The organism is Rhodoligotrophos appendicifer (assembly GCF_007474605.1).
GTDB classification, from domain to species: Bacteria; Pseudomonadota; Alphaproteobacteria; order Rhizobiales; family Im1; genus Rhodoligotrophos; species Rhodoligotrophos appendicifer.
The window spans coordinates 295,316-320,442 of the sequence record NZ_VHKL01000004.1; the positions used below are offsets into that span (position 1 = coordinate 295,316).

Genomic DNA, 25,127 nt, shown 5'->3' on the forward strand with positions numbered 1-25,127 from the left:
CGTTACTGAAGAGGCACACCATCTTTGCCTGCAGTGCGGTCGGTTCACCCCACCAATCCAAGGCAGTTCACAGGGTCGACATGCGCGCCGTAACAGGCGTGGCGCGTCCCAAAAGCTTGATCTTTTAGCGCGTGCTGCGGTTTCCATCGCTGCAGCCCACGCAACGGGATCCTGCCCCTTGTAACCATTCTGGATTTGGGAGCTCCCCGATGGCAACTGCTCGCATTCTCGATTTCCTTGCCACGCGACGACCCGAGGGACCCTGCCTCGTGCTCGATCTCGACGTTGTGCGCGATAATTATCTCTCCTTCCGTCGGGCCCTGCCCGATGCCGCCGTCTATTATGCCGTCAAGGCCAATCCGGATCCGCAGATCCTGTCCCTGCTGGCCGAGCTCGGATCGAATTTCGACACCGCTTCCGTCGTCGAAATCGAAATGGCGCTGGCCGCCGGGGCCGGCCCCGAGCGCCTGTCGTTTGGCAATACGATCAAGAAGGAGCGCGACATCGCGCGAGCCCATCAGCTGGGCGTCAGCTTGTTTGCCGTGGACTGCGTCGAAGAAGTCGAAAAGGTTTCCCGGGCCGCTCCAGGCGCGCGCGTGTTCTGCCGTATCCTGACCGACGGTGCCGGTGCAGACTGGCCTTTGTCGCGCAAATTTGGCTGTGCACCCGAGATGGCGATCGACGTCCTACTCCATGCTCATGCCCTCGGCCTTCGCGCCTATGGCGTATCATTCCATGTCGGTTCGCAGCAGGGCAATGTCGACGGCTGGGACGAAGCCCTGTCGCAGTCGGCGGAGATTTTCCGGACCCTGGCGGAGCAAGGGATCCATCTTGGTATGGTGAATCTCGGAGGTGGCTTCCCGACCCGCTATCTCAAGGATGTGCCGGCCATGACCGAGTATGGGCAGGGCATCAATCGCGCCATCGCAAAGCATTTCGGCAATGCCATCCCAGAGACCATCATCGAGCCCGGTCGCGGCATGGTCGGCGATGCTGGCGTGATCAAGGCCGAGGTCGTCCTCGTCTCACGCAAGCACAAGGACGATGAGGTCCGCTGGGTCTATCTCGATATCGGGAAATTCGGCGGTCTCGCCGAGACGATGGAAGAGGCGATCCGCTATCCGCTGCTGACACCCAGGGATGGGGATGCGGTCGCACCTTGCGTGATCGCCGGCCCAACCTGCGATTCGGCAGATGTCTTGTATGAGAAGACACCCTATCTGCTGCCGATTTCGTTGACGGTCGGCGACGAAGTGCTGATCGATAAAACCGGTGCCTACACCACCACCTATTCCAGCGTGGGCTTCAACGGCTTTCCGCCGCTGCAGTCCTATGTGATCTGATCGTCGCTTCCCCATGATCCGCTGAAGCGGCTCGGCGCTCGCTGCGCCGAGCCAATCTCTTTGAGCCTCTGCATGCGAAAGGCCGTTTCATGACTTCATCCTCCTCCTGGCCCATCCATGGTGAAATCACCGGGCCCGTGGTGATCGTCGGCTTCGGCTCCATCGGCCAGGGGACGCTGCCTCTGATCGAGCGTCACTTCCGCTTCGACCCGAAGAGGCTCGTCGTCATCGATCCCGACAGCGCCCATGGCCGCGACATCGAGGCCCGCGGGTATCGTTTCGTCAATGAGGCGGTCACTCGCGACAATTACAGGGCGCTCCTGGCCCCGCTGCTCACGGAGGGCGACGGGCAAGGTTTCTGCGTCAACCTCTCGGTCGACACCTCCTCGCTCGACATCATGCGTCTGTGCCGTGAACTCGACGTCCTTTACATCGACACCGTGGTCGAACCCTGGCTCGGGTTCTATTTCGACAAGACCAAAGACAATGCGGAGAGGACAAATTACGCCTTACGCGAGACGGTAAAGGAAGAGCGCCAACGGTCGCCGGGCGGCTCCACCGCCGTCTCCTGCTGCGGCGCCAATCCCGGCATGGTCTCCTGGTTCGTCAAGAGAGCGCTCCTTGATATCGCGCGCGATACTGGTCGGGCAGTCGCCGAGCCAACATCGCGGGAGGGGTGGGCACTGCTCATGCGGGAGCTGGGCGTAAAGGGTGTCCACATTGCCGAGCGCGACACCCAGGTCACTCTTCGTCCCAAGCCGCTCAACGTGTTTTGGAACACCTGGTCCGTGGAGGGTTTCCTGTCGGAAGGCCTGCAGCCGGCCGAGCTCGGCTGGGGAACCCATGAGACATGGATGCCCAGCAATGCCCGCACCCATGAGGTCGGCTCCGGATGTGCGATCTTTCTTGAGCAGCCGGGGGCCTTCACCCGTGTCCGCAGCTGGTGCCCCACGCCGGGGCCGCAATTCGGCCTTCTCGTCACGCACAATGAATCGATCTCAATTGCGGATTACTTCACTGTCCACGGGCGCGGCGGCGCGGAATTCCGGCCCACCTGCCACTATGCCTATCATCCCTGCAACGATGCGCTCCTGTCGCTGAACGAGATGTTCGGCGCCGCCGCCCAGCCTCAGCCCGAGCAGCATGTGCTGACGGAGAGTGAGATCCTGTCGGGGCGCGACGAGCTCGGCGTTCTGCTCTATGGACACGACAAGAACGCCTACTGGTTCGGCTCCCAGCTCACCATCGAGGAGGCTCGCGAACTGGCCCAGCAGGGGGCAACGACGTTGCAAGTGACGTCGGCCGTCCTCGCCGGCATGGTCTGGGCACTCGAGAACCCCGCCGCCGGGATCGTCGAGACCGACGATATGGACCATGTGCGCTGTCTCGAGGTGCAGTCGCCCTATCTTGGAACGGTAACGGGTTATTACACCGATTGGACGCCGCTCGATAACCGCCCCGGCCTGTTCCCCGAGGATCTCGACACCAGTGATCCTTGGCAGTTCCGCAACATCCTGGTGCATGAGGGCCGGTAAGGCGCAACCTGCACCTGCGGGGCCTGAGCGCGCTAACGGATGAGCTTAGAGACCGGCCTGAACTGAGGGTGGTCTGCGGTTCGCAGCCACTCGAAGATCACCATCTCGGTCGTCACGATCTCCGCGCCATGTCCGGCCATGCGGGTGATCGCCGTTTCCTTCGACTCGCTCCGGCGCGATCCCACGGCGTCGCGCACAACTGTGACCGATCGGCCTTTGGCCAGCAGGCCCAGCACCGTCTGCTGGACGCAGACGTGAGCCTCCACCCCCATGACGAGGATGTTCGACTCGTCACCGATCGCCATCATGAACTCGGGTGCGTCACAGGATCCGAAGCTCATCTTCGCGACGAGGGTGCCATGGCGGCCAACCTCGGAAACAGTAGCGCCCAGGCGGTCCGGATTCTGCTCCGTCGTTACCATGGGCACCTCCAGCATTTCCGCCGCCGCGACAAGCCGTCGGGCGTTTTCCAGCATGGGACCGCATTCATGGATCACGGGCATGATGCTCGACTGGAAATCGATGATGGCCAGGGTGGAGCGGTCGCGATCGAGAAGCGGCATCCTAACCCTCCAAAGCTCGAGCTAAAGCATCGAAGGCGGTCGTGCAGAGACGGTCCATGGGCTGGTCGCTGGCGATGGGCTGAGACGACAGTTTCACAATCACTGCGTCGGAGGCTGCATCAATATAAATCCATTGACCGTGGATCCCTACAGCATAGAAGGCCCCTCGACCGTTCCCCGTGTTATACCATTTGGCTCGATAATCGCCGCTCGGGTTGATATCCGCCCACTCGCCTCTGGCCCAAAGGTCGGGGTCGCCCGCCTCAGTGATGTCGTCGATCCAGAATCCGGGCACGATCTGGCGCCCATTGGCAAACCCTCGCAGTCGCATCATTTCGCCGAAGCGCCCTAAATCCCGCAGTGTCGCGCAGAGCCCTCCTGCAGTCCTCGGAAATCCCAGCCGATCCACAGCGATGTAGGCATCATGCTCGGCTCCCATCGGACCCCAGATTTCCCTTGCCAGAAGATCGGGGAATGGCACGCCGGATGCGCGTTCAAGGATCCAGCCCAGCATGTCGGAATTCGGCGAGACATAATGAAACCGCTCGCCATGCGCATGATCGGCCTGAGTGAGCGTCAGCAGAAAGCTCCTCGTGTCGCTGATCGTCATGCCAGGTGTGGGGGGATTCCAGCCCATGGCGACGCGATAGCGTGCGAAGTCGCTGGTCGGATCGTCATAGACCTCCTCGAAGTTCACCGAGATCGCCATGTCCAAGACATTGCGCACGGTGGCATTGCCGTAAACGGAGCTATCCGCCTCAGGGATATAATGCGTAACGGGAAAGTCGGGATCCAGCTGGCCCCGCTCCACGAGAATTCCAGCAGCCGCACCCGTCACCGATTTGGTCATTGAAAAAATGATGTGCTGATGATGGGATTGGAGCCCTCCATCATACCATTCGGCGACCACCCTGCCCTGATGAAGGACCAGAAATCCATCGGTTCGCGTTTCGCGAAGAAACTCTCCAAGGGTGGTCTCGCCGCCCTCGGGCCGTTCGAAGGCCAGGGCAGTGAGATCCATGGGATTGCGCCGCAATTCGGAGGCGGGACCCGAGCGCGGAACATCGGCTGTCGGGAGAATTTGTCTTACATTGCGAAAGCCCCACCGGTTGAAGCGCGGCGACCGCCAGTTTGCGAGCGTGACCTGATCCTCTTCCGCGGGCGGAATGGGCGTCATCACATTGCGAGACAACATATCTTCTCAGCCTTCCCGAATGATAGTCGCGTCACGCCGACGGCAAGACCGAGGCATTGACCTGGAGGAAGTCCTCGAAGCACTCGATGAATCGATCCACTTCCGCCTGCCCAACCTCAATGGACAAGGAAAGCATCCCGCGTGGCGTCACGTAGCATCCGCGCAACAACATTTCCAGCTGCCACAGCTGATGGAATTGCGGATTTCCGGCCAGGCGATCGGCCGGCGTTGTGACCGGTCCCGGTACGAAATGCAGCGCCATCATCGAGCCGCGCCCCGTCACACAGGCGCCGACCCTCGCGCGCTGCAAGGACCGATTCAAGGCCTCGCGCATCTGGTCGCCCAGGTCGTTCATGCGGGTGACAACCGGTTCCGTCAGCACCTGGGTCAATCCGGCTGTGCCTGCGGCCATGCTGAGCACGTTGTTGTTGAACGTGCCGCCATGGGGAAAGGCGTCCGGGCTCGAGGGATCGAACCGGTCCATGATGGAGGCTCGCCCGCCGAACACGCCGAAGCTCGCGCCGCCTCCGAGATACTTGCCCATGGTGACGAGGTCGGGATCAAGCCCCAGCGCTCCATGGAGAGCGTCATAGGCCAGCCGCGACGTCATGACTTCGTCAAGGATCATCAAGGCCCCTGCGGTGCTCGTCTCCTCACGCAACATGGTCAAAAATTCGGGGGTTGCCAGAATGCAGCCACCGCCGCCCAGCATCGGCTCCAAAATGACGGCCGCCAGATCCGCGGCATGCTGGCGGATCAGGGCGCGGGTGCCCTCCATGTCGTTATAGGTCGCCGTGACATAGGGATAGGGGACGTTCAACGGCGAGCCATTCTTGGAGAAGCTGAGAACCCCGCCGTGATAGCCCTCGCGAAAGATCATGATGGTCTTGCGGCCGGTCGTCGCCCGCGCCGTCGAAAGGGCCATGATATTGGCCTCTGTCCCGGAATTGCAGAACCGAACCCGTTCATAGGCTGGAAAACGCTCCACCAGGGCCGCCGCCAACTGCGCCTCGTGGCGATTGGGGCCCCCCAGCATGATGCCATCGTCGATGGCGCCTTTCAGCGCGGCCGCGATCGAAGGGTTCGAATGGCCATAGAGACCCGCCGTATATTCAGTGACAAAGTCGACATAGACATGGCCATCCATGTCGGTCACATGGCATCCCTCGCCCTGCACAATCGAAACGGGAAAGGGCGGATAATACATAACGGCCCGGGTATTTCCTCCGGGCAGAACCGCCTTAGCCCGCTCGTGGCGCTCCATGCTCTTTGGATTGGCTGCGCTAAAGCGGGCGATCACATCGTCCAGGGCGGAGGCGAGAGCAAGGTTTGCTTTGGGATTGAGCATAAGGCTGCACCTTTCGATGAGGCGATCGGCAGATCGATCGGATCATTACCATGGCCAGTGCTCAAAAGAAAAGCGGCGGTCCAAAGAACCGCCGCTCAGAAAACCTGCTCGAAGGGGATTTATTTCTTCAAACTATCTTTGACGTCCCCAACAGCCCCGCGGGCCTCTCCTTTTGCCTTGTCCATCTTCCCTTCGGCCTGAAGAGATTTGTCGCCAGTCAGCTTGCCCGCTGCATCCTTCACAGCGCCCTTTGCCTTGTCCGCTGCGCCCTTCAGGTGTTGCTTGTCCATGGAAAGCTCCTATTTCTCTGTTATGAGACAAGAACAACACTCAGGGTCGTATCGTTCCGTTGCTGGCTTGAGGGGTGCCTCATGAGCCGCGCCTTCGTGAAAGAGCCTGACGGCGAAGACGTCTTCCAGGAGCTGCCCGATCGCCCCGTCAGCCCGCATCCCAATCTTGTGACCGCGCGAGGTCTCGGCCTGATTGAGGCGGAGATCTCGATTGCGCGCGGACGCCGCTCGAGTTCACGCAGCAGGCCAAAGGTCGGCCATTGCCGAAACCTCTCGGGATCTTCGTTATTGGACCGCGCGGCGCAGCAGCGCTCAGCTCGTCCCGATGCAGGCTGACACTGGGGACGTCCGCTTCGGCATGCGGGTCACGATCGAACGGGATGATGGACGCCAACAGAGCTTCCGCATCGTTGGCCAGGATGAAGCCGATCCGGCCAAGGGGTTGATCTCCTTCGTGTCTCCCCTCGCGGTCGCACTCCTCGGCCGGCGGGTGGGAGACGTCGTCACTTTCGGTCCGGGGCAAGCCGAAATCCTCGCCATCGATGCCTCGGAGGAAGCCTAACGGTCACGTCAGGGCTTGCGATTGTCTTGTTTCCGCTCGGCTTGATCCAGCACCGCGGGCTCATCATAGCCTCGGCGCGAGGAGTAGAAGACCAGGACCATGAGTACCACTCCGACGGCGAGCGTCAGCACCGTCCCGCCAATCATCGCCGCATAGCCATCTAGGCTCATAGAGGTTCCGACGGACAACGTCATGGCTTGGCTGGAGAGCCAGCCGGTCGCGAGAACTGTCAGTACAGCCGCGGCAATGATGATCGCGTTTTTCATGGGACGCTCCAGCGATGCTGCTTGTGGCGCGTTCGCGAGCAGCTCTACTTCACAGTTATATAGACCCGGTGCCACATGGTTCCAAGATAGCCTGCAAAGTTCCACATGGTTTCGACGGTCTCCGGCTGGGTCTGTCCGGCTTCGTCCCAGGCCCTGACGATTACTTCCGCTGTGCCGCTTGCGAGGGTCGCCTGGCATTTCCAAAGAACCCAGCTCCAGGGGCTTTCGTCTCGCTCAAGCTCCGCCTGGAGCCAGCTCCGGCCGCCATCAACCGAGACATCAACGCGGGCCACCGCGCGACCATACGCCACCGCATAGCCGCGCAAGGTGGTCACTCCCGCGGTCAGCTCGCTGCCGTCGGCGGGTTCACAGATTGCAGAATTGATCGGCAGTGCGTTGATCGTCACGCCCTTGCTCCAATCTGCCTCTTCCCGGGATACGGAGCCGGGGAAAAATTTGTAGTCCTTCGACTGGATGGGGAGGTCGCTCGGCGTCTCCCTCACTTCGACGTCAGCAACCCATTTGACGCTCCTCGCGCCGGCATATCCTGGGACGACGACCCGAAGCGGGGCGCCGTGATCCGGCGTCAGGGCCTCACCATTCATGGCATAAGCCAGCAGGACAGGATCCTTCACTGCCTTGGACAGTGGAATGGAGGCCCCGTAAGGCAGCCGTCCGCCCGGGTGCTCTGCATCGTCGAGGGCCGTAAAGGCGACGTGCTGCGCCATTGCCGAGGGCTTGAGCACGTCAAGCACATCCGACAACAGGACCCCCGTCCACTCTGCATTGCCGATCGCACCGACGCCCCAGGGATCGCCTGAAGTGGGCTTGAACTTCTGCAGGTCGGCGCGGCGATTTCCGGCGCATTGCATCACGGCGACAACATTATGGGGGGGAAATCTCCGTTTCAGCTCCGCGACCGAAAGCTCGATGGGCATTGAGAGCAAACCATGGAAGCGGATCCGATGGTCATCGTCGCGCTGCGGGGTGGTGCCATGATTGCGGATGTAGAACCGGCTCTGAGGCGTCAGAAAATTCTCGACGAGCGCAGCCGGCTTCGTCTCCACGTTCAATGGATCGCTCCGTTGCACGATCACTGGATGCTCCAAGCCACTCTCCCGATCCATTCCGATTCTCCGTTGGGCGAGCCCGCTTTTCGGCCCGTCATAGATTTGACCGGGTCAGCGTCTCGTTTAGCGATTGGCAATTCAGTTGGTTTATGACGACACGAGGTGACAGCGTCGACGGGAGTGATCATGGCCAGTCTGGTCAGGCAAGTCTTATATGGTTGGGCCATCGGTCATGCCTCACGCGATTTGAGCAGCTTTGTCGTGCTGATGCAGAATGCCTCGGACGAGGAATGTGCACAGGCGCTCGTTGCCACCGCCGCTGCAGCGCAATGGCTCCAATCGTCAGAGGCGATCGATCTGCCTTTTCCCGAAACCTATCTCTCTGGTGAAGCCCTCGCCCGCTCCGCAGAGGACAGGACCATTCTCTCCGAATACATCCGCCAACTCGATCTCGTGCGCAAGCAGCTGAAGGGCGAGGAAGTGTCCCGCATCCTCCTAGTGGGCGCGGGAATGGTCGTCCTCACGCATTCGCTCGCCTGCGTCCGCGACGCCGATCACCTGCTGGGCACCGGCAAGTCCCTGTGGCGGGCAATCCTCCGGGGACAGGCCATTGCCGTCGAGATGACGAACGCGTTGTTCGTCCCAAGAATCCTCGTCCCCGATTGGCAACCGCCGGAGGGGTGGCAACTTGGAACCGCCACGACAACGCTTCAGGAGCTCGACGTTCCGGCCTGATTCGGATGTCCTGCTTAGATGTACCCGATCAAAAGCGCCAAGCCTGTCACAGAGGCCGCACCGCCGGCCACACGAAGGACGGTCACACCCTGCCTTTCGGCCACTGCACCGATGCCATAGCCAAGGGCTATTCCCACCGCATGCAACATGGCGGTCGCCACCATGAAGCCGGATGCATAAGCAGCCGCCGACATGTTCGAAGGCATTTCCGCACCATGGGCATGGCCGTGGAAAACCGCAAACATCGCAACCAAGCCAATGACCATTGCCAGCGGGATCTGAACGGCCGCGCACACCATCATGCCGAGGCAGATGATTGAGAGCGCGATGCCAAGCTCAACCGAGGTCAGCGCCATACCGGAGAAGGCCACGCCGCCACCCAAAGCCATAGTCGCCACGAAAGCCAAGGGCACGAGCCAAAGGGCCCGACCACCAAGCTGGTAGGCGAGGACACCGACCAGGACCATGGCCAGTAAATGATCGAAGCCGGTGAGCGGATGCAGGATACCAGCCCCGAATCCACCAACCATACCGGCGCCCGTGTGCGCCGATGCCGCCGTGGGCAGCACAAGAAGCGCAGCTGACGTCGCGCCAAGCCAAAATTTTCGCATCGAACCCCTCATCCCGCCTGCAGCCTCCCCCGAGGCCGCAGCACCATGCTGGCATTTTTAGCATGTGCAGCAAAGCGCGATCAATCGGTCGTCACTGTTCCACTGCCCGCACAGTTGGTCGCCAGTCATTCAAGGGCGTGCGAGGTCACAGCCGGAGCGCCCCCACCTCATCCGGGAGGATGGCCTTCAAGTCATAGATCAAGGCATCGGGCTTGCCGAATTCGGCTATCCCTGCCCCCATGGCCTTGAACTGATCATGCGCCACCGCGACAATGACGGCGTCATAGAGCCCCCGCTCGGGTTCAGCGATCAAGCCCAAGTCGTAAACCTCAGCCGCCTCGGCGGCATCCACCCAGGGGTCGTGGACGTCGACCGTCACTTGGTACTCCACCAACTCGGCGATCATGTCGACGATGCGCGTGTTGCGAAGATCTGGGCAATTCTCCTTGAAGGCCAGTCCCAGGATCAGCACCCGTGACTTGTCCACGGCCATCTTGCTTCGGATCATCGCCTTGATCAGCTGCTGGACGACATATCGACCCATGCCGTCGTTGATCCTCCGCCCTGCGAGGATGATCTCGGGATGATAGCCGACGCTTTGGGCCTTATGGGTGAGATAGTAAGGATCGACCCCGATGCAGTGGCCCCCCACCAATCCCGGCCTGAACGGGAGAAAGTTCCATTTGGTGCCAGCGGCTTCAAGAACGTCGCGGGTATCGATGCCCAGCCGATTGAAGATGACAGCCAATTCGTTCACCAGAGCGATGTTCAAATCGCGTTGTGTGTTCTCGATGACTTTCGCGGCCTCAGCCACCTTGATCGAGGCTGCCTTGAAGGTGCCGGCCTCGATGATGGAGCCATAGAGCTGATCGATAAAATCTGCCGTCTGCGGCGTTGAACCCGAAGTGACCTTACGAATGGAGGTCAGGCGATGCTGTTTGTCACCAGGATTGATCCGTTCGGGGCTGTAGCCGGCAAAGAAGTCCCTGTTACAGGCAAGCCCGGAGACGCGCTCCACAATTGGAATGCACTCTTCCTCCGTCGCCCCGGGGTAGACCGTGGACTCATAGATGACAATGTCCCCGCGCCTGATGACTTTGCCAACCGTTTCGCTCGCCTGAATGAGGAATGTGAGATCTGGACGCTTGTGCTCGTCGATCGGCGTTGGGACGGTAACAATATAGACGGAGCATTGCTCGAGGTCTGCCAGATCATCGGTGAAGGTCAGGCTCTCCTTTGGCGAAAGATCAACGGCATCGACCTCAAGCGTTCGGTCATAGCCACGCTTCAATTCGCTGATCCGGTTGGCGCTGATATCAAAGCCGGTGGTTCGAAGGCGCGCGCCGAACGCGACTGCCAGCGGCAAGCCCACATAGCCGAGACCGATAATTCCGACATGCACGGTGTCCAGCTGCCAATCGGGATGCCAATCCGATCCCTCCACGACACCCGTCTGTGAGTTCAGGATGATGTCCGCGCCTGTCACCGATTACAGCCCTCCATTATGATTCTGAGATGGCATTTCGGAAAGCATCAATACATAAGGATCAGCGGGGCGCAATCGATGGAATTCCTACACTTGTTCCAATGAGCACAAATACAACTCAGTTCTATTAAACTCTCTCAGAACATATGCAAATCTCGATACACGACAAATTGTGATGGCTTTCTTTACTTGGGAGATGCCCTAGATGTCCTGCGTTGAGGATCGCTCCTTCACCACAAGCCCTTCATTGGGGCGCAGGCGAAGATCGTCGCTCTCGCCTTCGCGATCCATGTGAGTGGACGCCAGGATCTCTACACCACCGGAGACGGCCACACTTGCCTCCGCATCGCCGAAATTCAGTGCAACCAGGATGTGCTCAGCGCCGGCCGAACGGCGGTACATGAGAACGCTGCCTGAAACTTCGACCGTTCCGAGATATCCGATGCTCAGCGCCTGGTGCTTCCGGCGCAGCGCGATCAGTGTCCTGTAGAGGCTGAGAAATGAGCGAGGATCCTCGGCTTCCCCCTCGACATTCTGGCGATGCGCATCGGGAGACAAGGGAAGCCATGGCCTGCCCGAGCTGAAGCCGGCCGCAGGAGACCCGTCCCACTGCATCGGCGTGCGAGCGGGATCGCGCCCGACACCCAATCCCGGCTCCTTCAGAGACCAGGGATCACGCACCGCCTCGAGTGGAATCTCGATATGGCCAATCCCAAGCTCGTCGCCGTAATAGAGCGTCGGCGTGCCCCGCAAAGTCAGCAACAGGACTGCGGCAACCCGCGCCTGGGCTTCTCCCACGCGATCGGCGATCCGCCGTTGGTCGTGGTTGCCCAGTACCCAGTTGGGCCAACCACCCGCTGGCAGTGCGCGCTCATATTCCACGATCAGGGACGCAATATCCTCCGCCCGCCACCGGGCGTGGATGAGCTGGAAGTTGAATGGCAGGTGGGCCCCCTCCAGCTGCTTGCCGTAATAGGCAACCAGTCTTTCAAGGGGCAAATAGATCTCACCGATCAGCACCCGATCATTGAATTCATCCAGCACGGACCGCATCTTCGCGACGATTTCATGCACCCCGGGCTGATCGCCATTATACAACTGGAGGAAACGAGTGATCTCGGGTTGACCCGCCTGATAGGCAGGGTTTGGCGGGTTGTCTCTCAGATGCTGGTCCTTGATCATCAGCCAGATCACGTCGACACGGAAACCATCGACCCCGCGCCTCAACCAAAAGCGCAAGACATCGAACATCGCCTGCCGCACCTCAGGATTGCGCCAGTTCAGATCGGGCTGCTCAGGCAGGAACATGTGCAGGTAGTATTCGCCGGTCATCTCATCCAGGGTCCAGGCGGCACCACCGAAATTGGCGGTCCAGTTGTTCGGTGGCGAGCCATCAGGCTTCGGCGGACGCCAGATGTACCAGTCCCGCTTGGGGTTGATGCGGCTCGAACGACTTTCGGCGAACCAAGGATGTTCGATGGAGGTGTGGTTGGGGACAAAATCGAGGATGAGTTTCATCCCGCGCCGGTGGACTTCGTCGACGAGCCGATCGAAATCCGCGAGAGAACCGAATAACGGGTGGATGTCGCAATAATCCGAGACGTCGTAGCCGAAATCGGCCATGGGCGAGGGAAAAATCGGCGACACCCACACCGCGTCGATGCCGAGCCAGGACAGATAATCCAGTCGGCGGCGAATGCCCTCGAGATCACCGACGCCATCGCCATCGCTGTCCTGGAACGACCGCGGATAGATCTGATAAATGATTCCGCGCTGCCACCAGGTGGCCTGATTCAGTTCGGTGATTGTCGCGCTGGAGTCCATTTGCAGCTTCATCCTAGAATTCGCTCCGGACGAGCAGATAATCGAGGCCGCCAACGCGGTACCAGCGATACTCATAAGCGTCGAGCAAGACACAATGCCGACGACCGTCATCGGCCTGGCTGTGATCGTCACTCAACAGATTGATCAAGTGGCTTCCCTCTTCTCCCTCGAGACCCGTTTCGAAAACAACCTCGTGGGCTCGGCCATCAAAATTGTGGAGAAACAGCGCCGAGTTGTTACGCCAGTCATAGCGCAATGCGAGGATCGCTGGATCCCCCACGTCGATGACGTGGAACTCCCCCCATCCGATCTCGGGGATCTCGGCCCGCATTCGAACGGCGCGCTCCAGCCAATTCTGCAGCGATTCGGGCTCGCGTCGCTGCTCGGCCGCATTCAGATGCTCATAACCGTAGGGGCCTCCCGAGATCACCGGTGACACGGTGGTCGCCGATTTCGAGAACCCTCCCTGCGGTTCCGAGGACCATTGCATCGGGGTGCGAGCGCAATACCGCTCGGGGAGCGTCAGGTCGTCCCCCATGCCCAGCTCATCGCCGTAGCGCAGCACCGGGGTGCCGGGAAGGGTCAACATCAGACTGTAGGCAAGTCGCAGACGCCGGATATCGCCATCGAGCATCGGGGCCAGTCGCCTGCGAATGCCGCGATCATAGAGCTGCATGTCCGGTTCGGGACCGAAGGCTGCGAACACGGATTGGCGTTGCTCTTCGGTCAGCCGACCCAGATCCAGCTCGTCATGATTGCGCAAAAAATGAGCCCATTGAGCGGTTGGTGGAAGAACGCGGGTTTCCTCCAGGGCCTTAGCCAACGGACGTGTGTCGGCCGCCGCAAGGGCGTAGAAGAGATGCTGATTGACATGGAAGTTGAACATCATCTGCAACCGGTCACCGTCTTCGCCGACATAGGGCAAAGTGGCCTCCGGCGGCACGTTCGCCTCGGCGAGGATGATGGCGTCTCCCTGTCGCCATTGCAGGAACTGACGAAACGCCCTGAGCATATCGAACTGCTCTTTCGGCTTTTCGAGATTGGGGCCCTTCTCGGCAATGACGAAGGGAACCGCATCCATCCGGAACCCGGATACACCGAGCTGAATCCAGAAACCCATGATCTTGAAGATCTCGGCCTGGACGGCGGGGTTGGCCGTGTTCAGGTCCGGCTGAAATTTATAGAAGCGATGAAAGTACCAGGAGCGCGCTGCCTTGTCGTAGGTCCAGGTCGCGTCCTGAACCCCCGGGAAGACCATTCCCTTATGAGCATTGTCCGGCTTCTTCTTCGACCAGACGTACCAATCCCGATATTTGGACTGTGGATCGCTTCGGGCGTCCTGGAACCATGGATGCTGGTCCGAGGTGTGATTGACCACGAGGTCGATGATGACGCGCACGCCATATTGCTTGCATCGATGGGTGAATTCGACGAAATCGCCCAGGGTGCCGAAGCGCGGATCGACATTGTAATAATCGATCACGTCATAGCCATCATCCTTGCCTGGAGAGGGCTGGAAGGGCATCAGCCAGATGGCGGTCACTCCGAGGCCATGGAGATATTCCACACGCCTTGCCAATCCCTGGAAATCACCGACGCCATCGCCGTTGGCGTCCATGAAGGTCTCAACGGACAGACAATAGATCAGGGCATTCTTGTACCAGAGGTCATTTATCATCAGGCGTCCAAGAAAGGGAGAAGTCCAGGCAGCCTTTCGATAACGATCGGCGGCCGCAATCGATCCTTCCTGCCGCAACCCTCGGCGTTCTGGAGCGTTGAGGCAGCACTATGGAAAGGAGCGGAACGTGGCGCGCTTCGGCTATCATGCCTCCCATGAGCAATTCAGTCCTCGGGCCCTGCTCGATTATGCGGTGCTGGCGGAGGCGGCAGGCTTCGACTGCATCATGTCGTCTGACCACTTCCACCCTTGGAGCGAGCGCCAGGGCCAGTCCGGTTTTGCCTGGTCGTGGATGGGCGCTGCAATGCAAGCCACCACGCTGCCCTTCGGACTCATCACGGCGCCGGGATATCGCTATCATCCGGCGATCGTTGCGCAGGCCGCAGCAACGCTGTGCCAGATGTATGAGGATCGGCTGTGGTGGGCGCTGGGAAGCGGGCAGGCCATCAACGAAGCCATTACCGGCATGGCCTGGCCCGACAAGCAGGAGCGGAATGCCCGGCTCGGCGAATGTGTGGAGGTGATCCGCGCGCTGTTTGCCGGCGAGACCGTTACCCATCGCGGCCGGATCGACGTCGTCGAGGCGAAGCTCTATTCATTGCCAAAGCGTCCACCGCTGCTTTTCGGCGGCGCCGTCACGGAAGAAACAGCTGCATGGTTGGGGCATTGGGCTGATGGGCTCATCACGATACAGGCCGAAACGGACAAGCTGCGCCGCATCATCGATGCCTTTCGAAGCAATGGCGGGGACGGGAAACCCTTGTTGCTGCAGGTCGCGCTCTCCTGGGGCCAGACGGATACAGAAGCAGAGGCATCGGCTCTCGACCAGTGGGGACCGCTTGCTGCAGGTGGCGAAGTCAATTGGGACCTGCGAAGGCCCTCCGATTTCGATGTCGCGACCCGCTTCGTCCGGGGAGAGGATATCCGGCGGGGCGTCCTGGTCTCGTCCGATCCGCAACGTCATCAGGCGTGGCTGGCCGCGTTTGTGGAGCTCGGTTTCGAGGAAATCCTGTTGCATCAGGTGGGGCGCAACCAGAAAGCCTTCATCGATCTTTTTGGAGGCCAATTGCTCCCAGAGCTCCGATAACGCGCGCGAAGGCGGGCGTCCGTGAGCGAACTGGTGCACAGCCGACTGATCAACGATCCCTTTCTCGATCCCGGCCTATTCATCGATTTCCGCTTCGGTCGTCAGGCCATGCTCTTCGATCTCGGCGATATCGTTGCACTGGCGGCACGGGAGCTGCTGCGCGTGAGCCATGTGTTCGTCTCGCATCGGCATCTTGATCATTTTTCCGGATTCGACCGGCTGCTCCGCATCAAACTCTCGCGTGCGGGAATGCTGACGCTGATCGGCCCGTCAGGACTTGCCGCAGGCGTCCATCACAAGCTGCAGTCCTACAGCTGGAACCTGCTGGATGAGGAGGCCACGGACTTCGCCATCACCGTGCAAGAATTCGAAGATTGTCGCCTTACGACATCCACAGTGTTCTCAGCTCGACGTGCCTTCCGGCCTGTCGAGCAGGGGCCTCCTTCCCTTCCCCCAAACCGGGTCCTGACGGAGGCCGATTTTCACATTGATGCGGCCACCCTGGATCACGGTCTTCCCTGCCTCGGTTTCGTCCTGCAGGAAAGGCTGCGCGTGAATGTCCGAAGTGATGGTTTGAGCGCCTTGAACTTGGCACCGGGAGCCTGGCTCAACGACGCCAAGACCGCCGTCCGCCAAGGAAGCCCGGATGATCTGCGAATCCCAGTTTCCGACGGCCGCACTCTGCCGCTCGGCTTCTTGAAGGCTGAAGCCTTCCGCATCGGGCGCGGCCAGCGCATCGCCTATGTCACGGACGCCTCCTACACTCCTGCCAATGTGGAGCGCATCCTGTGCCTCGCCGCAGAGGCCAACCATCTCTACATCGAAGCACATTTCCTCGAGGAGGACGCCCAGCTCGCCGCGGAGCGCAAGCACCTGACCGCGCGTCAGGCGGGCAGCCTTGCGCGGCAGGCCGGGGTCCGGCGTCTGACCGTGTTTCACCACTCCCCGCGCTATTCGGAGCGACCGGACGCCTTGCGCCTCGAAGCCGAGAGCGCGTTCAAGGGCGAGATCTGATGGCCTCGTTGACTTGATTCCACGGAATCCGAAGATCGAGCCAAGCAGCGATCCGGCCTACCGACATGATCGCCTCGTCGAAGAGATCAGGGGTTGGATCGGAGTCCCGGAAGGCGACCGCAAATGTCTCCACGACATCGGCGCATTCATCGAGATGGCAGAAACCCCGCAGACGCGTCGCCGCCCTGCCGCAGGCAAGGGCTGCAGCGAAGCGTGACTGCTCGGAATGTCTGGGATCGCGCGCCTCCTGGCGGCAGCTCCAAAGCAGCTCGTGCAGACAGCGGGCTTCCGCCTCCGCGACAAAGAGCGGCCCCGCCGGATGCATCAGAGAGCGAGAGGCCATGAGCCGATCGATGTCCGTAGGGGCGGCCTCCCAAACCTTGCGGCGCAGGCCCGCCAACCTGCCTTCTCTCCTGACAGAGGGCGTGGCATTGCCTTCGACGAGGCGCAGCTCGCCTTCAAAGAGCTGCTGCCCATGCTTCTCGCGCAGTATCGCGCCAAGAACCTTCAGTTCGTCGAGGCCACTTTCCATGTGGCCCAATTGGGTGACGGAAGCTGTCTCCGCCTGAAGCGGCGCAAAAATCAGCTCAAGAAACTGCCGCTCGGGCCAATAGAGAAAGGCGCCCGGCGGCGCATCCATGACGCTGGAGGCGGCTTCCAGATCAGCCACGATCGGCGCATGCCAATAAATATGGCTGCCCGCTATTTTTGGCGTGTGCAACTGTACGGGCATGGGCAGCTCCCGCTCGAGCAGAGCGAGCGTTTTCGGCGCGCGAGCCCCCTCGCAAGCAATCGGAAGGCGAGTATCGCCGATGATCAATTCGAGCTTCATGAGTGCTTTCCTGAACAAGGGCGCATCAGCCAGCCGATTGGACAAGCTCGCCCAGGAGGCGGCGAACCAGAGTGATGTCCTCAAGTTGTGGCACGTGGCCAATGCCGGCCAACCGGTGGTGAGCCACGAAGCCCGGCAATCCGTCGATGGGAGCTGGCGGCAGCACCCTGTCGGCAAGTCCCCAGATGAGCTTCATCGGCATATTCAGCCTTGCGAGAAGGGGCAGCACATCGAACGTCTGGGTGCCGCCTGGAAAGAGACTGTCGCCCATCCGTCGTTGGGTCGCGATGAGACGGCCATCCTGCCGCTGCTCAATGGCTGCACGCACATAGCCGTCGCTGATCAACGCCGGATCGCCCACCATATGGCGCAGCCAAGGCGCCAGCGTCTCAGCGGTCGCGGCTGAAAGGATGCCATCGAGAAACGCCCGATCGATTGAGGGGCCGAAGCCCGCGGGAGCGATCAGTGCAAGAGACCGCACGGCCACTATGCCTGATGTCGCGAGTGCGAGCGCAACCGCCCCGCCCAGCGAGTGGCCGGCCAAGTGCACCTCATCAAGGCTCCTCTCAGCCAGTCCTGCCGCCACATGCGCGACCAGATCGTCGAGAGAGTCTGCTTCCACAGCCGCACAGCGGCCGTGGCCCGCCAGGTCCAAGGCGATCAGCTCCGGTCCGGACCATCCGGAGCGGAGCGGATTCCAGCTTCGCCTGTCGGAGGCGAAGCCATGCAGGAGAACGAGAGGCACGTCGCGCTCCGTCTCGCCATGACGATGCGAGGAGGGCGATTGTATCTGTGTCGGCGCGGCTTGTGCTGCGGCTTCCACATCCCGGCGCTTGATACGGCCCGCCGGACCGCTGCCCTTTACCGTTCGCAGGTCGAGCCCGCGTGCCGCAGCCAGGCGGCGGGCAAGGGGGCTGGCCGCCACCCGTCCCTCCCTCCGATCAGGTGTTAGCTCACGTGCCGGCGCTGGTGTGGCGGGATCATCCACTGCCTCCGGCTTGGAGGGGGCCTTTGCCGCAGCGTCACCGATCCGGCCCAGTACGGATCCCACGGCAATCTCAGTGCCTTTTTCGACAAATATCTCGGAGACGACACCGTCAATGGGTGCGAAAATCTCCGTCGCCGCTTTAGCGGTCTCGACAATGGCCACGACGTCCCCGGCCTTGACGCTATCGCCGCGGGCCACGGACCACTCGACCAGCGTTGCCGTCTCCATATATTCACCGCCGGCACCGGTCAGGATGATGTCGGCCGCGCTCATGCCAAGGCCCGTTTAGCTGCGTCATAGATGGTGCCGGCATTTGGCAGGACGGCCATCTCCAGCGGTTCACTATAGGGAATGGGCATGTCGATCGTGCCGATGCGCTCGACCGGCGCATCAAGATCATCGAAGGCACCTTCCATGATCGTGGCGCTGAGTTCGGCGGCATAACCGCAAAACCGCCATCCCTCGTTGATGACGACCGCATGACCCGTCTTGCGGACAGAATTCAGAACGGTGTCGCGGTCCAGCGGACGCAGCGTCCGCAAGTCGACCACCTCGGCATCGATGCCCTCGCCGGCAAGGCGGTCGGCCGCCTTCAGGGCCTCGTGCACCATACGGGACGAGGCGATGAGCGACACATGCCGACCGGCGCGCGCAATACGTGCTTTGCCGATCTCGACGAGATGGTCCCCATCGGGAACCTCGTCACGCATGTTGTAGAGCAGCTTGTGCTCCAAGAAGACGACGGGGTGATCGTCGCGGATGGCTGCCTTCAAGAGTCCCTTGGCGTCCGCCGGCGTCGCCGGGGCGAGGAGCTTGATGCCGGGGAGATGGGCGATGAGCGCATCCAGGCTCTTCGAATGCTGTGCTCCCGCGCCCGCGCCTCCACCCCCTTGGGTTCGCAACACGAAGGGGATCTTCACCTGGCCTGCCCAGATATACTCGTAGATGCCCGCCTGATTGACGAGGGCATCTAGGGACAGCGGCAGGAAGTCGGCATACATGATCTCGAGGACCGGCCGCGTGCCCGACATGGCCGCAGCAATCGCCATGGCGGTCAGGGTCTGTTCGGCAATCGGCGTATCCCGAACCCGCTCAGGACCGAATTCGCCCAAGAGATCACGGGTGACCTTGAAGACGCCGCCATAGGTGGCGATGTCCTCGCCCAGGAGCCAGACGGTCGGGTCCCGCTGCATCTCTTCCCGCAGCGCCGCGTTCAGCGCCTCGGCATAGCGCATCATTGCCATGGCCGGGCTCCGGAATAAGGCGCACCGCTTTCGGGATAAACAAAGGATGGAAGCGGATCGGCAAGGGCCTGCTCGATCGCGGCTTCGGTCTCAGCGATGATTTCGCGGGTGAGCGCCTCCAGCTTTTCCGCCCCGAGCTCCGCTGCGAGTTCCTCACCCGTGCGCGTGATCGGATCCCGGGATCTCCAGCTCTCGAGCTCCTCCGGGACCTGATAGCCGCCCATGTCGCTGGTCGAAAATCCTGACATCCGGTAGGTCTTGGCCTCGATGAAGCTCGGACCGCCCCCCAGTCGAGCTCGATCCACTGCCGCCGAGGTGGCCCGATAGACTGCCACGACGTCGTTTCCGTCGACAATCTCCGCCGGCATGCCATAGCCTGCTGCACGGTTGCAGAGATCCGCCGTAGAGGACTGCGCGCTGCTGTGCACGGTTAAGCCATAAAAATTGTGCTCGAGAACGTAGACCACGGGGAGCTTCCACAACACCGCGATGTTCATGGACTCGTGCCAGATGCCGGTCTGCGAGGCTCCATCGCCGAAGAAACATAGGGCGACATCGTCCCGGCCCGTGAGCTTCAGCGACGCCGCCATGCCGGTCGCTGCGGGAATGCTGGCGCCGACGATCGCATTGCCTCCAAGCACACCATGGGTCTCGTCCGCTACCAGCATGTGCCCTGCCCGCCCTTGGCAATAACCGGTTTCGCGGCCAAAGATCTCCGCGGTTACCCGACGCATATCCAGCCCCTTGCCGATATAATGGGCATGGCCCCGATGCGTGCTGGTCACGTAATCCGTGTCGCGCAGCATCGCCGTTGCGCCTATACCGACTGCCTCCTGCCCGTCACAGCGGTGAATCGGCCCTCGCGTCCGACCCGCCTTGTGCAACTCACCCAGCCGCTCCTCAAGACGGCGTGTCGCCACCATCTTGCGGTACATCTCGATCAGACGATCGATCGGCACGTCATTGCGCATTGACACCCCTCTACAGGTCGACCAAATGACCTAAAAATCCTAAGTGAGCGAAACTGCATACGCAAGTGTCTTCACTTTCGTTTGTCCGTCGAACTCACGCAAAGCGATCCTGCAGTCGATGCCAGGGATGAATGCGCCTGGCGAGTTGAACCGCAACGGCGTGGCTTGGAACAGGGCGCATCTGAGTGACCGGAATGGGCAGATCCGCCTCGCCGATCTCGCCGGCGAGCCAGCCGCTCAGGCGTTCACCGAGGGCGACAGCCAAGCCGACACCGCGGCCGGAATATACTCCTGCAAAGTGGATATTCGGTGCCAGCCGCATGAGACGCGGCAAGCGATCGGGGACGACTGCGAGAACGCCTTCCCAATACTCCGTCACCGTGGTCCCGGCCCCAAGCTCCGGAAAGGTGTCCTGCAGCATGCGCCTTGCCTTTGGCAGCGCACGCTCGCGGGCTCGCGACCAGACCGTGTGGGTGCCACCGGTCACGATGCGGAAATCCACGTCGTAATGGAAGGCGCGGATGTCGCGGCGCATGTCGGACACTGCGGGATTGTCCTTCAGGATTTGGGAACGGAGCGATGCCGGGACGGGATCGGTCGCAACCTGGTAGACCTGCACGGGGATCAAGGACTGCGCCAAGCCGGGCCAGAAGGCTCCTGTCAAGGCGTTGGTCGCGACAATCACTTGGCGCGCCGTGAGGCTGCCACCGGATGTGCGCAGCTGCCATCGTTCACCCTTGGGCTCAATGGCGATGACAGCGGAGTTCTCGAAAACAGTCGCACCCGCAGACTTGGCGATCCGGGCCAAGCCCCTCGCGAAGGCCAGGGGATTGATATGGCCGCCGCCCCGAGCGATCCATCCGCCCGTGTAGCTTCGGGTCCCGAGTCGATCGTTCATCTCCGTGCGGTCTATCCACGCGACGTCAATGCCACGGTTGCGCCAACCCTCGTAGAATTGGCGCGCTCGCTGAAGGGTGGCCTCGGAATGGGCCGGTTGGATCCAGCCCGTCTGCACCGGGTGGCAGGCGATCGCATGGCGCCGGATCAGTTCGAAGGACACTTCTCCGACACTCGCCACCAGCCTATTGTAATTTTCGCCGCAGGCTGGGCCATAGGCCTGGACAACGTCTTCCGCCGCGGCTTTCGAATGATGAGGCACGATCAGACCGTTATTGCGACCCGACGCGGCTCCGCCAATGTGCGCAGCTTCCAGTATCGCTACGTCCAAGCCCTTCACTGCTGCGTGATACCCCGTAGACAGTCCCGTGAAGCCTCCCCCGATCACGGCTATGTCCACGTCCCGGTGGTCCTGCAAGGCCAGGCATGATGGGTCGGGCTCCTGGGAGGTCTTCCGCCAGAGATGGGGTGTACGCGTATCGATGGGAAACATGGCAGGCTCCATGGACATCGGCGGCAACCGATGGTCCTGCGCCATTCTTTTCATTAGAAGCAGCATGGCAAGCCCATCCCGTCACCTGCCAGGTCTTCCTGTCAATTTTTCGGCTGAGCTGGGCCAACGAAAACGACCGTAGAAGGAGTCGCCATGCGTGTTCCCGTCGAAGACCTCCACCAGATCTACAAAGCCTTTGCGCGTTCGCGCGGCGCAGACGAGGCTGAGACCGCGCTGTTTGCCGACGGCCTGCTGCGCGCGGATCTCAGGGGACATCATACGCAGGGCGCCGGTCTGCTTCCGTATCTTGATGGGCTGTTCGATGAAGGGATCATGCATTTTGGCCGACCGACTGCAATCGTACGAGAAACCTCGGCAACAGCATTGCTCGACGGCCATGGCGGTGCCGGGCATGTCGTGGCCGCTCGCGCCATGGATATCGCCATCTCCAAGGCACGAGACAGCGGCATCGGCTTCGTGACGGCCAAGCGGTCGAGCGATTGCGGCATGGCGGCAAACTACGCCCTACAGGCGCTCGACCACGGCATGATCGGCATCGCGATGAGCACCGGGCCCATCCTCGTCGCGCCCTGGGGCGGCCGCGAGGCTCAGTTCTGCACCAATCCGCTGGCCCTTGCCGTGCCCGCCGGTACAGAGGAGCCGATCGTCATCGACATGGCCACAAGCGCCGGCTCCATGGGCGCCGTCGTGCTCGCCGCGCGGGATGGCAGAATGTTGCCGGGCCTCGATGTGGTCGATGCGGACGGCCGGTACACCAATGATCCGCTGCGCGTGATTCTCAATGTCATGGACCGGGAATCGCGCATGTCGGGTGCGTTGCTTCCCGCCGGCCCAAAGATGTTCGGCATGGTGCTGTTCGTCGAGATCCTGTCCGCCCTGCTCAGCGGTGAGCGCGACTGGGGTGACGCAACCGTCAGCGACAGTACCCGTGGACGAGCCGCCTTCTACTCACAGACCTGCATTGCCATCGATGTCGCCTGTTTCCAGGATACCGAAACCTTCGCCGCAACGGCCGACCGCATGATCCGAACCTTGAGCAGCATGACTCCCGCCGAAGGCTTCTCCGCGGTTCGCCTGCACGGCGCCGGCGCCCGGGCCAAAGAGAGCGAGTATCGCGACAAGGGCATCCTGCTCCGCGACGAGGAATGGGAGATGATCAGAGCCCTAGTGCAGCGGCATGGACTCGACCTCAGAGACAGCGCTAATTCCTGAACTGCAGCTGAGTGAGGACAACCTTGATGCCGTTCTAAGCAACCTCCTGATCCGTCTTCGTTTCCCGAGGGGTCGGTTCCATCGTAATCAGCCGGGCACTTCGTTGGAAGGTCATGTAGTTCCACAGCCAGTTCAGGCCCACTACGGCACGGTTTCGTCCGCCCATGAGAAAGTAGACATGCACGACGCCCCAGAAGATCCAGCCGATGAAGCCGCGAAGCTCGATGTTCTTCAGCTTCACCACGGCAGCCTTGCGGCCGATGGTGGCCAGATCACCTTGATGTCGATAATGAAATGACTGCCGTCGATCGTCGCCAGCAAGCCTGCGCTTGATGACAGCGGTCACGTGCTGCCCCATCTGCTTCGCTGCCGGAGCGATGCCAGGAACCGGCTTGCCGTCCTGCTGGACAGCGGCGACATCGCCTATGGCGAAAACATTGGGATATCCTGGGACGGAGAGGTCGGATTCGACTTTTACGCGACCCGATTTGTCACATTTGGCTCCCATTGTCCCAGCCAGGGATGACGCCCTGACACCGGCCGCCCAGACCACAGCACCCGCTCCTATATGACGGGATCCGATGCTGACGCCTGCTTCGTTGCAGTCGGAGACGGGAGCTCCCGTTATGATTTCGACGCCCATCTTTTCCAGGGAGTTCTGCGCATATCTCGACAGATCCTCGGGGTATCCCGACAAAATGCGAGGCCCCGCCTCAATGAGGATGATGCGGGATTTCTCCGGATCGACGTGACGAAAATCCCTGGGCAGGGCGTGACGTGCCAGCTCGGAAATCGCTCCTGCCATCTCCACTCCGGTAGGACCCCCGCCGATGACCACGAAGGTCGTCAGACGACGCCTCTCATCATCGCAGGAGGTGATTTCTGCCAGCTCAAAGGAGGTGAGCAAACGGCGGCGGATCTCCGTGGCATCCTCGATATGCTTCAGCCCAGGGGCCCAGTTCGCCCAATGGTCATTGCCAAAATATGAGTGCGTAACACCCGTCGCCAGAACAAGAAAATCGTACGGGAACTCTCTCTTCCCTGCAAAAACGCGCCCATTCTCGGCATCGATCCGCGTCGCTTCGGTCATGAGGACCGTGGTGTTCGCGGCCTTTCCCAGGAGCCCCCTGATGGGCCAAGCGATATCGGCCGGCGAAAGCGCCGCTGTCGCAACCTGGTAAAGAAGCGGCTGAAAGCAATGATGATTCTCACGATCCAGGATCGTGAGCTCCGCCTCGCTGCGGCTGAGGCCCCTCGCCACCTCCAGCCCCCCAAAACCCGCACCGATGATCAAAACCTTAGGTCGCCTCAAGCCCGCCTCGCACCGCTGCAAAGTTTTTTTTCCACCTGGGGCAGTGATCGACCTGCCGAATGAACCAACATGTTCGGCTTGCCAACGTTCCCTGAATTTCGCTTGAAGAGATCAGGCTTGTCATGAGCATACAACCCGTGGAGGAGCACGTTCAAACCTGATATTTCCATTATTTCGGAAATACGGGTTGACCGCCGCTTTCCAGTCCGGCATCATGAGATCATGGACATCACAAAAGCGGCGAAGCAGCTCGAAGCTCTCGGCAGCCCTACACGACTGCAAGTCTATCGAACGCTGGTAAGGGCTGGCGACAGCGGACTGCCTGTCGGCAGCCTGCAGGAGAAACTCGGGATCGCAGCCTCAACGCTCTCGCACCATCTGCACCGTCTGATCCTCACGGGTCTGGTGACGCAGGAACGGCAGTCGACGACGCTGATCTGCCGCGCCAACTATCCGGCCATGACGGAACTCGTCGGCTATCTTGTGGACGAATGCTGCGTCGATGCCTCCTGCGCCCTCGGCGAGGGTGAGGCAGCAGCTTAGACTTTCT

Annotated in this window: 23 protein-coding genes and 1 pseudogene; 8 read left to right on the plus strand and 16 right to left on the minus strand. The window is 61.1% G+C overall.

Features of this window, described 5'->3' with window-relative positions:
• The first annotated feature begins 209 nt into the window (after positions 1 to 209).
• Positions 210 to 1,343: a type III PLP-dependent enzyme gene (locus tag FKM97_RS10830; RefSeq protein WP_144292434.1), complete on the plus strand. Its 1,134-nt coding sequence runs from the start codon at positions 210 to 212 to the stop codon at positions 1,341 to 1,343.
• 89 nt (positions 1,344 to 1,432) lie between these two features.
• Positions 1,433 to 2,878: a homospermidine synthase gene (locus FKM97_RS10835; protein WP_144292435.1), complete on the plus strand. Its 1,446-nt coding sequence runs from the start codon at positions 1,433 to 1,435 to the stop codon at positions 2,876 to 2,878.
• A 32-nt stretch (positions 2,879 to 2,910) separates the two neighbouring features.
• Here FKM97_RS10835 and FKM97_RS10840 read toward each other — a convergent pair whose 3' ends face one another.
• From FKM97_RS10840 to FKM97_RS10855, 4 genes are all read right to left on the minus strand, one after another.
• On the minus strand, positions 2,911 to 3,441 hold the full coding sequence (locus tag FKM97_RS10840; protein ID WP_144292436.1) for an isochorismatase family protein: 531 nt from the start codon (positions 3,439 to 3,441) through the stop codon (positions 2,911 to 2,913).
• A gap of 1 nt (position 3,442) precedes the next feature.
• A complete protein-coding gene (locus FKM97_RS10845; RefSeq protein ID WP_144292437.1) occupies positions 3,443 to 4,636 on the minus strand; it encodes a serine hydrolase domain-containing protein in 1,194 nt (397 codons plus the stop codon).
• 31 nt (positions 4,637 to 4,667) lie between these two features.
• Positions 4,668 to 5,984 (minus strand): aspartate aminotransferase family protein, encoded by a 1,317-nt coding sequence (locus tag FKM97_RS10850; RefSeq protein ID WP_144292438.1) that lies wholly within the window; start codon positions 5,982 to 5,984, stop codon positions 4,668 to 4,670.
• Positions 5,985 to 6,103: 119 nt separating this feature from the next.
• Entirely contained in the window at positions 6,104 to 6,274 is a 171-nt protein-coding gene (locus FKM97_RS10855; RefSeq protein ID WP_144292439.1) for a CsbD family protein, read from the minus strand.
• Between the two features lie 81 nt (positions 6,275 to 6,355).
• Here FKM97_RS10855 and greA point away from each other — a divergent pair.
• Positions 6,356 to 6,836: pseudogene (gene greA / locus FKM97_RS10860) on the plus strand (transcription elongation factor GreA).
• Positions 6,837 to 6,844: 8 nt separating this feature from the next.
• Here greA and FKM97_RS10865 read toward each other — a convergent pair.
• Both FKM97_RS10865 and FKM97_RS10870 read right to left on the minus strand, forming a co-directional pair.
• A complete protein-coding gene (locus tag FKM97_RS10865; protein ID WP_144292440.1) occupies positions 6,845 to 7,102 on the minus strand; it encodes a hypothetical protein in 258 nt (85 codons plus the stop codon).
• A 44-nt stretch (positions 7,103 to 7,146) separates the two neighbouring features.
• The gene (locus FKM97_RS10870; RefSeq protein WP_144292441.1) at positions 7,147 to 8,229 is read right to left on the minus strand and encodes a molybdopterin-dependent oxidoreductase; all 1,083 of its coding nucleotides are present in this window, start codon (positions 8,227 to 8,229) and stop codon (positions 7,147 to 7,149) included.
• Positions 8,230 to 8,358: 129 nt separating this feature from the next.
• Here FKM97_RS10870 and FKM97_RS10875 point away from each other — a divergent pair, with 129 nt between their 5' ends.
• Positions 8,359 to 8,907, plus strand: a complete 549-nt coding sequence (locus tag FKM97_RS10875; protein WP_144292442.1) for a hypothetical protein — start codon at positions 8,359 to 8,361, stop codon at positions 8,905 to 8,907.
• Positions 8,908 to 8,921: 14 nt separating this feature from the next.
• Here the strand turns inward: FKM97_RS10875 and FKM97_RS10880 are convergent, their stop codons facing one another.
• The 4 genes from FKM97_RS10880 to FKM97_RS10895 all read right to left on the minus strand — a co-directional run bounded on the left by FKM97_RS10880 (position 8,922) and on the right by FKM97_RS10895 (position 14,506).
• A complete protein-coding gene (locus FKM97_RS10880) occupies positions 8,922 to 9,518 on the minus strand; it encodes a HupE/UreJ family protein (protein WP_428977902.1) in 597 nt (198 codons plus the stop codon).
• 145 nt (positions 9,519 to 9,663) lie between these two features.
• Positions 9,664 to 10,929 carry a Vi polysaccharide biosynthesis UDP-N-acetylglucosamine C-6 dehydrogenase TviB gene (gene tviB, locus FKM97_RS10885; RefSeq protein ID WP_144292612.1) on the minus strand — a complete coding sequence of 422 codons (1,266 nt, stop codon included), beginning with the start codon at positions 10,927 to 10,929 and terminating at the stop codon, positions 9,664 to 9,666.
• 276 nt (positions 10,930 to 11,205) lie between these two features.
• Positions 11,206 to 12,840: an alpha-amylase family glycosyl hydrolase gene (locus tag FKM97_RS10890; RefSeq protein ID WP_246105033.1), complete on the minus strand. Its 1,635-nt coding sequence runs from the start codon at positions 12,838 to 12,840 to the stop codon at positions 11,206 to 11,208.
• Between the two features lies 1 nt (position 12,841).
• Positions 12,842 to 14,506 (minus strand): alpha-amylase family protein, encoded by a 1,665-nt coding sequence (locus FKM97_RS10895; protein WP_144292444.1) that lies wholly within the window; start codon positions 14,504 to 14,506, stop codon positions 12,842 to 12,844.
• A 127-nt stretch (positions 14,507 to 14,633) separates the two neighbouring features.
• Here FKM97_RS10895 and FKM97_RS10900 point away from each other — a divergent pair, with 127 nt between their 5' ends.
• Positions 14,634 to 15,593: a TIGR03885 family FMN-dependent LLM class oxidoreductase gene (locus FKM97_RS10900; protein ID WP_144292445.1), complete on the plus strand. Its 960-nt coding sequence runs from the start codon at positions 14,634 to 14,636 to the stop codon at positions 15,591 to 15,593.
• 21 nt (positions 15,594 to 15,614) lie between these two features.
• Complete coding sequence (locus FKM97_RS10905; RefSeq protein WP_144292446.1) at positions 15,615 to 16,607, plus strand: ribonuclease Z; 993 nt, start codon at positions 15,615 to 15,617, stop codon at positions 16,605 to 16,607.
• Here the strand turns inward: FKM97_RS10905 and FKM97_RS10910 are convergent.
• The 5 genes from FKM97_RS10910 to FKM97_RS10930 form a co-directional block, all read right to left on the minus strand.
• Entirely contained in the window at positions 16,591 to 17,439 is an 849-nt protein-coding gene (locus tag FKM97_RS10910; protein WP_144292447.1) for a hypothetical protein, read from the minus strand. The genes FKM97_RS10905 and FKM97_RS10910 overlap by 17 nt on opposite strands.
• A gap of 25 nt (positions 17,440 to 17,464) precedes the next feature.
• Entirely contained in the window at positions 17,465 to 18,700 is a 1,236-nt protein-coding gene (locus FKM97_RS10915; RefSeq protein ID WP_144292448.1) for an alpha/beta fold hydrolase, read from the minus strand.
• Positions 18,697 to 19,671 (minus strand): alpha-ketoacid dehydrogenase subunit beta, encoded by a 975-nt coding sequence (locus tag FKM97_RS10920; RefSeq protein WP_144292449.1) that lies wholly within the window; start codon positions 19,669 to 19,671, stop codon positions 18,697 to 18,699. Before FKM97_RS10920 ends, FKM97_RS10915 begins: the two co-directional genes overlap by 4 nt.
• Positions 19,662 to 20,642, minus strand: a complete 981-nt coding sequence (locus tag FKM97_RS10925) for a thiamine pyrophosphate-dependent dehydrogenase E1 component subunit alpha (protein WP_144292450.1) — start codon at positions 20,640 to 20,642, stop codon at positions 19,662 to 19,664. Before FKM97_RS10925 ends, FKM97_RS10920 begins: the two co-directional genes overlap by 10 nt.
• Positions 20,643 to 20,736: 94 nt before the next feature.
• Entirely contained in the window at positions 20,737 to 22,032 is a 1,296-nt protein-coding gene (locus tag FKM97_RS10930; protein ID WP_205014893.1) for an NAD(P)/FAD-dependent oxidoreductase, read from the minus strand.
• Positions 22,033 to 22,185: 153 nt separating this feature from the next.
• Between FKM97_RS10930 and FKM97_RS10935 the strand changes: the two genes are divergently transcribed.
• Complete coding sequence (locus FKM97_RS10935; protein ID WP_144292452.1) at positions 22,186 to 23,265, plus strand: Ldh family oxidoreductase; 1,080 nt, start codon at positions 22,186 to 22,188, stop codon at positions 23,263 to 23,265.
• Positions 23,266 to 23,299: 34 nt separating this feature from the next.
• Here the strand turns inward: FKM97_RS10935 and FKM97_RS10940 are convergent, their stop codons facing one another.
• Positions 23,300 to 24,577: an NAD(P)/FAD-dependent oxidoreductase gene (locus tag FKM97_RS10940; protein ID WP_205014900.1), complete on the minus strand. Its 1,278-nt coding sequence runs from the start codon at positions 24,575 to 24,577 to the stop codon at positions 23,300 to 23,302.
• Between the two features lie 222 nt (positions 24,578 to 24,799).
• On the opposite strand from FKM97_RS10940, the gene FKM97_RS10945 reads away from it, so the two are divergent.
• Positions 24,800 to 25,120 (plus strand): ArsR/SmtB family transcription factor, encoded by a 321-nt coding sequence (locus tag FKM97_RS10945; RefSeq protein ID WP_144292454.1) that lies wholly within the window; start codon positions 24,800 to 24,802, stop codon positions 25,118 to 25,120.
• Positions 25,121 to 25,127: the final 7 nt, after the last annotated feature.

Coding starts and splice junctions, on each gene's coding strand:
- FKM97_RS10870 (WP_144292441.1), bottom strand. CDS start 8,229: ATGGATCGGGAGAGTGGCTTGGAGCATCCAGTGATCGTGCAACGGAGC.
- FKM97_RS10865 (WP_144292440.1), bottom strand. CDS start 7,102: ATGAAAAACGCGATCATCATTGCCGCGGCTGTACTGACAGTTCTCGCG.
- FKM97_RS10930 (WP_205014893.1), bottom strand. CDS start 22,032: ATGTTTCCCATCGATACGCGTACACCCCATCTCTGGCGGAAGACCTCC.
- FKM97_RS10835 (WP_144292435.1), top strand. CDS start 1,433: ATGACTTCATCCTCCTCCTGGCCCATCCATGGTGAAATCACCGGGCCC.
- FKM97_RS10920 (WP_144292449.1), bottom strand. CDS start 19,671: ATGGCAATGATGCGCTATGCCGAGGCGCTGAACGCGGCGCTGCGGGAA.
- FKM97_RS10850 (WP_144292438.1), bottom strand. CDS start 5,984: ATGCTCAATCCCAAAGCAAACCTTGCTCTCGCCTCCGCCCTGGACGAT.
- FKM97_RS10925 (WP_144292450.1), bottom strand. CDS start 20,642: ATGCGCAATGACGTGCCGATCGATCGTCTGATCGAGATGTACCGCAAG.
- FKM97_RS10935 (WP_144292452.1), top strand. CDS start 22,186: ATGCGTGTTCCCGTCGAAGACCTCCACCAGATCTACAAAGCCTTTGCG.
- FKM97_RS10830 (WP_144292434.1), top strand. CDS start 210: ATGGCAACTGCTCGCATTCTCGATTTCCTTGCCACGCGACGACCCGAG.
- FKM97_RS10880 (WP_428977902.1), bottom strand. CDS start 9,518: ATGCGAAAATTTTGGCTTGGCGCGACGTCAGCTGCGCTTCTTGTGCTG.
- FKM97_RS10875 (WP_144292442.1), top strand. CDS start 8,359: ATGGCCAGTCTGGTCAGGCAAGTCTTATATGGTTGGGCCATCGGTCAT.
- FKM97_RS10910 (WP_144292447.1), bottom strand. CDS start 17,439: ATGAAGCTCGAATTGATCATCGGCGATACTCGCCTTCCGATTGCTTGC.
- FKM97_RS10840 (WP_144292436.1), bottom strand. CDS start 3,441: ATGCCGCTTCTCGATCGCGACCGCTCCACCCTGGCCATCATCGATTTC.
- FKM97_RS10890 (WP_246105033.1), bottom strand. CDS start 12,840: ATGAAGCTGCAAATGGACTCCAGCGCGACAATCACCGAACTGAATCAG.
- FKM97_RS10915 (WP_144292448.1), bottom strand. CDS start 18,700: ATGAGCGCGGCCGACATCATCCTGACCGGTGCCGGCGGTGAATATATG.
- FKM97_RS10895 (WP_144292444.1), bottom strand. CDS start 14,506: ATGATAAATGACCTCTGGTACAAGAATGCCCTGATCTATTGTCTGTCC.
- FKM97_RS10855 (WP_144292439.1), bottom strand. CDS start 6,274: ATGGACAAGCAACACCTGAAGGGCGCAGCGGACAAGGCAAAGGGCGCT.
- FKM97_RS10945 (WP_144292454.1), top strand. CDS start 24,800: ATGGACATCACAAAAGCGGCGAAGCAGCTCGAAGCTCTCGGCAGCCCT.
- FKM97_RS10845 (WP_144292437.1), bottom strand. CDS start 4,636: ATGTTGTCTCGCAATGTGATGACGCCCATTCCGCCCGCGGAAGAGGAT.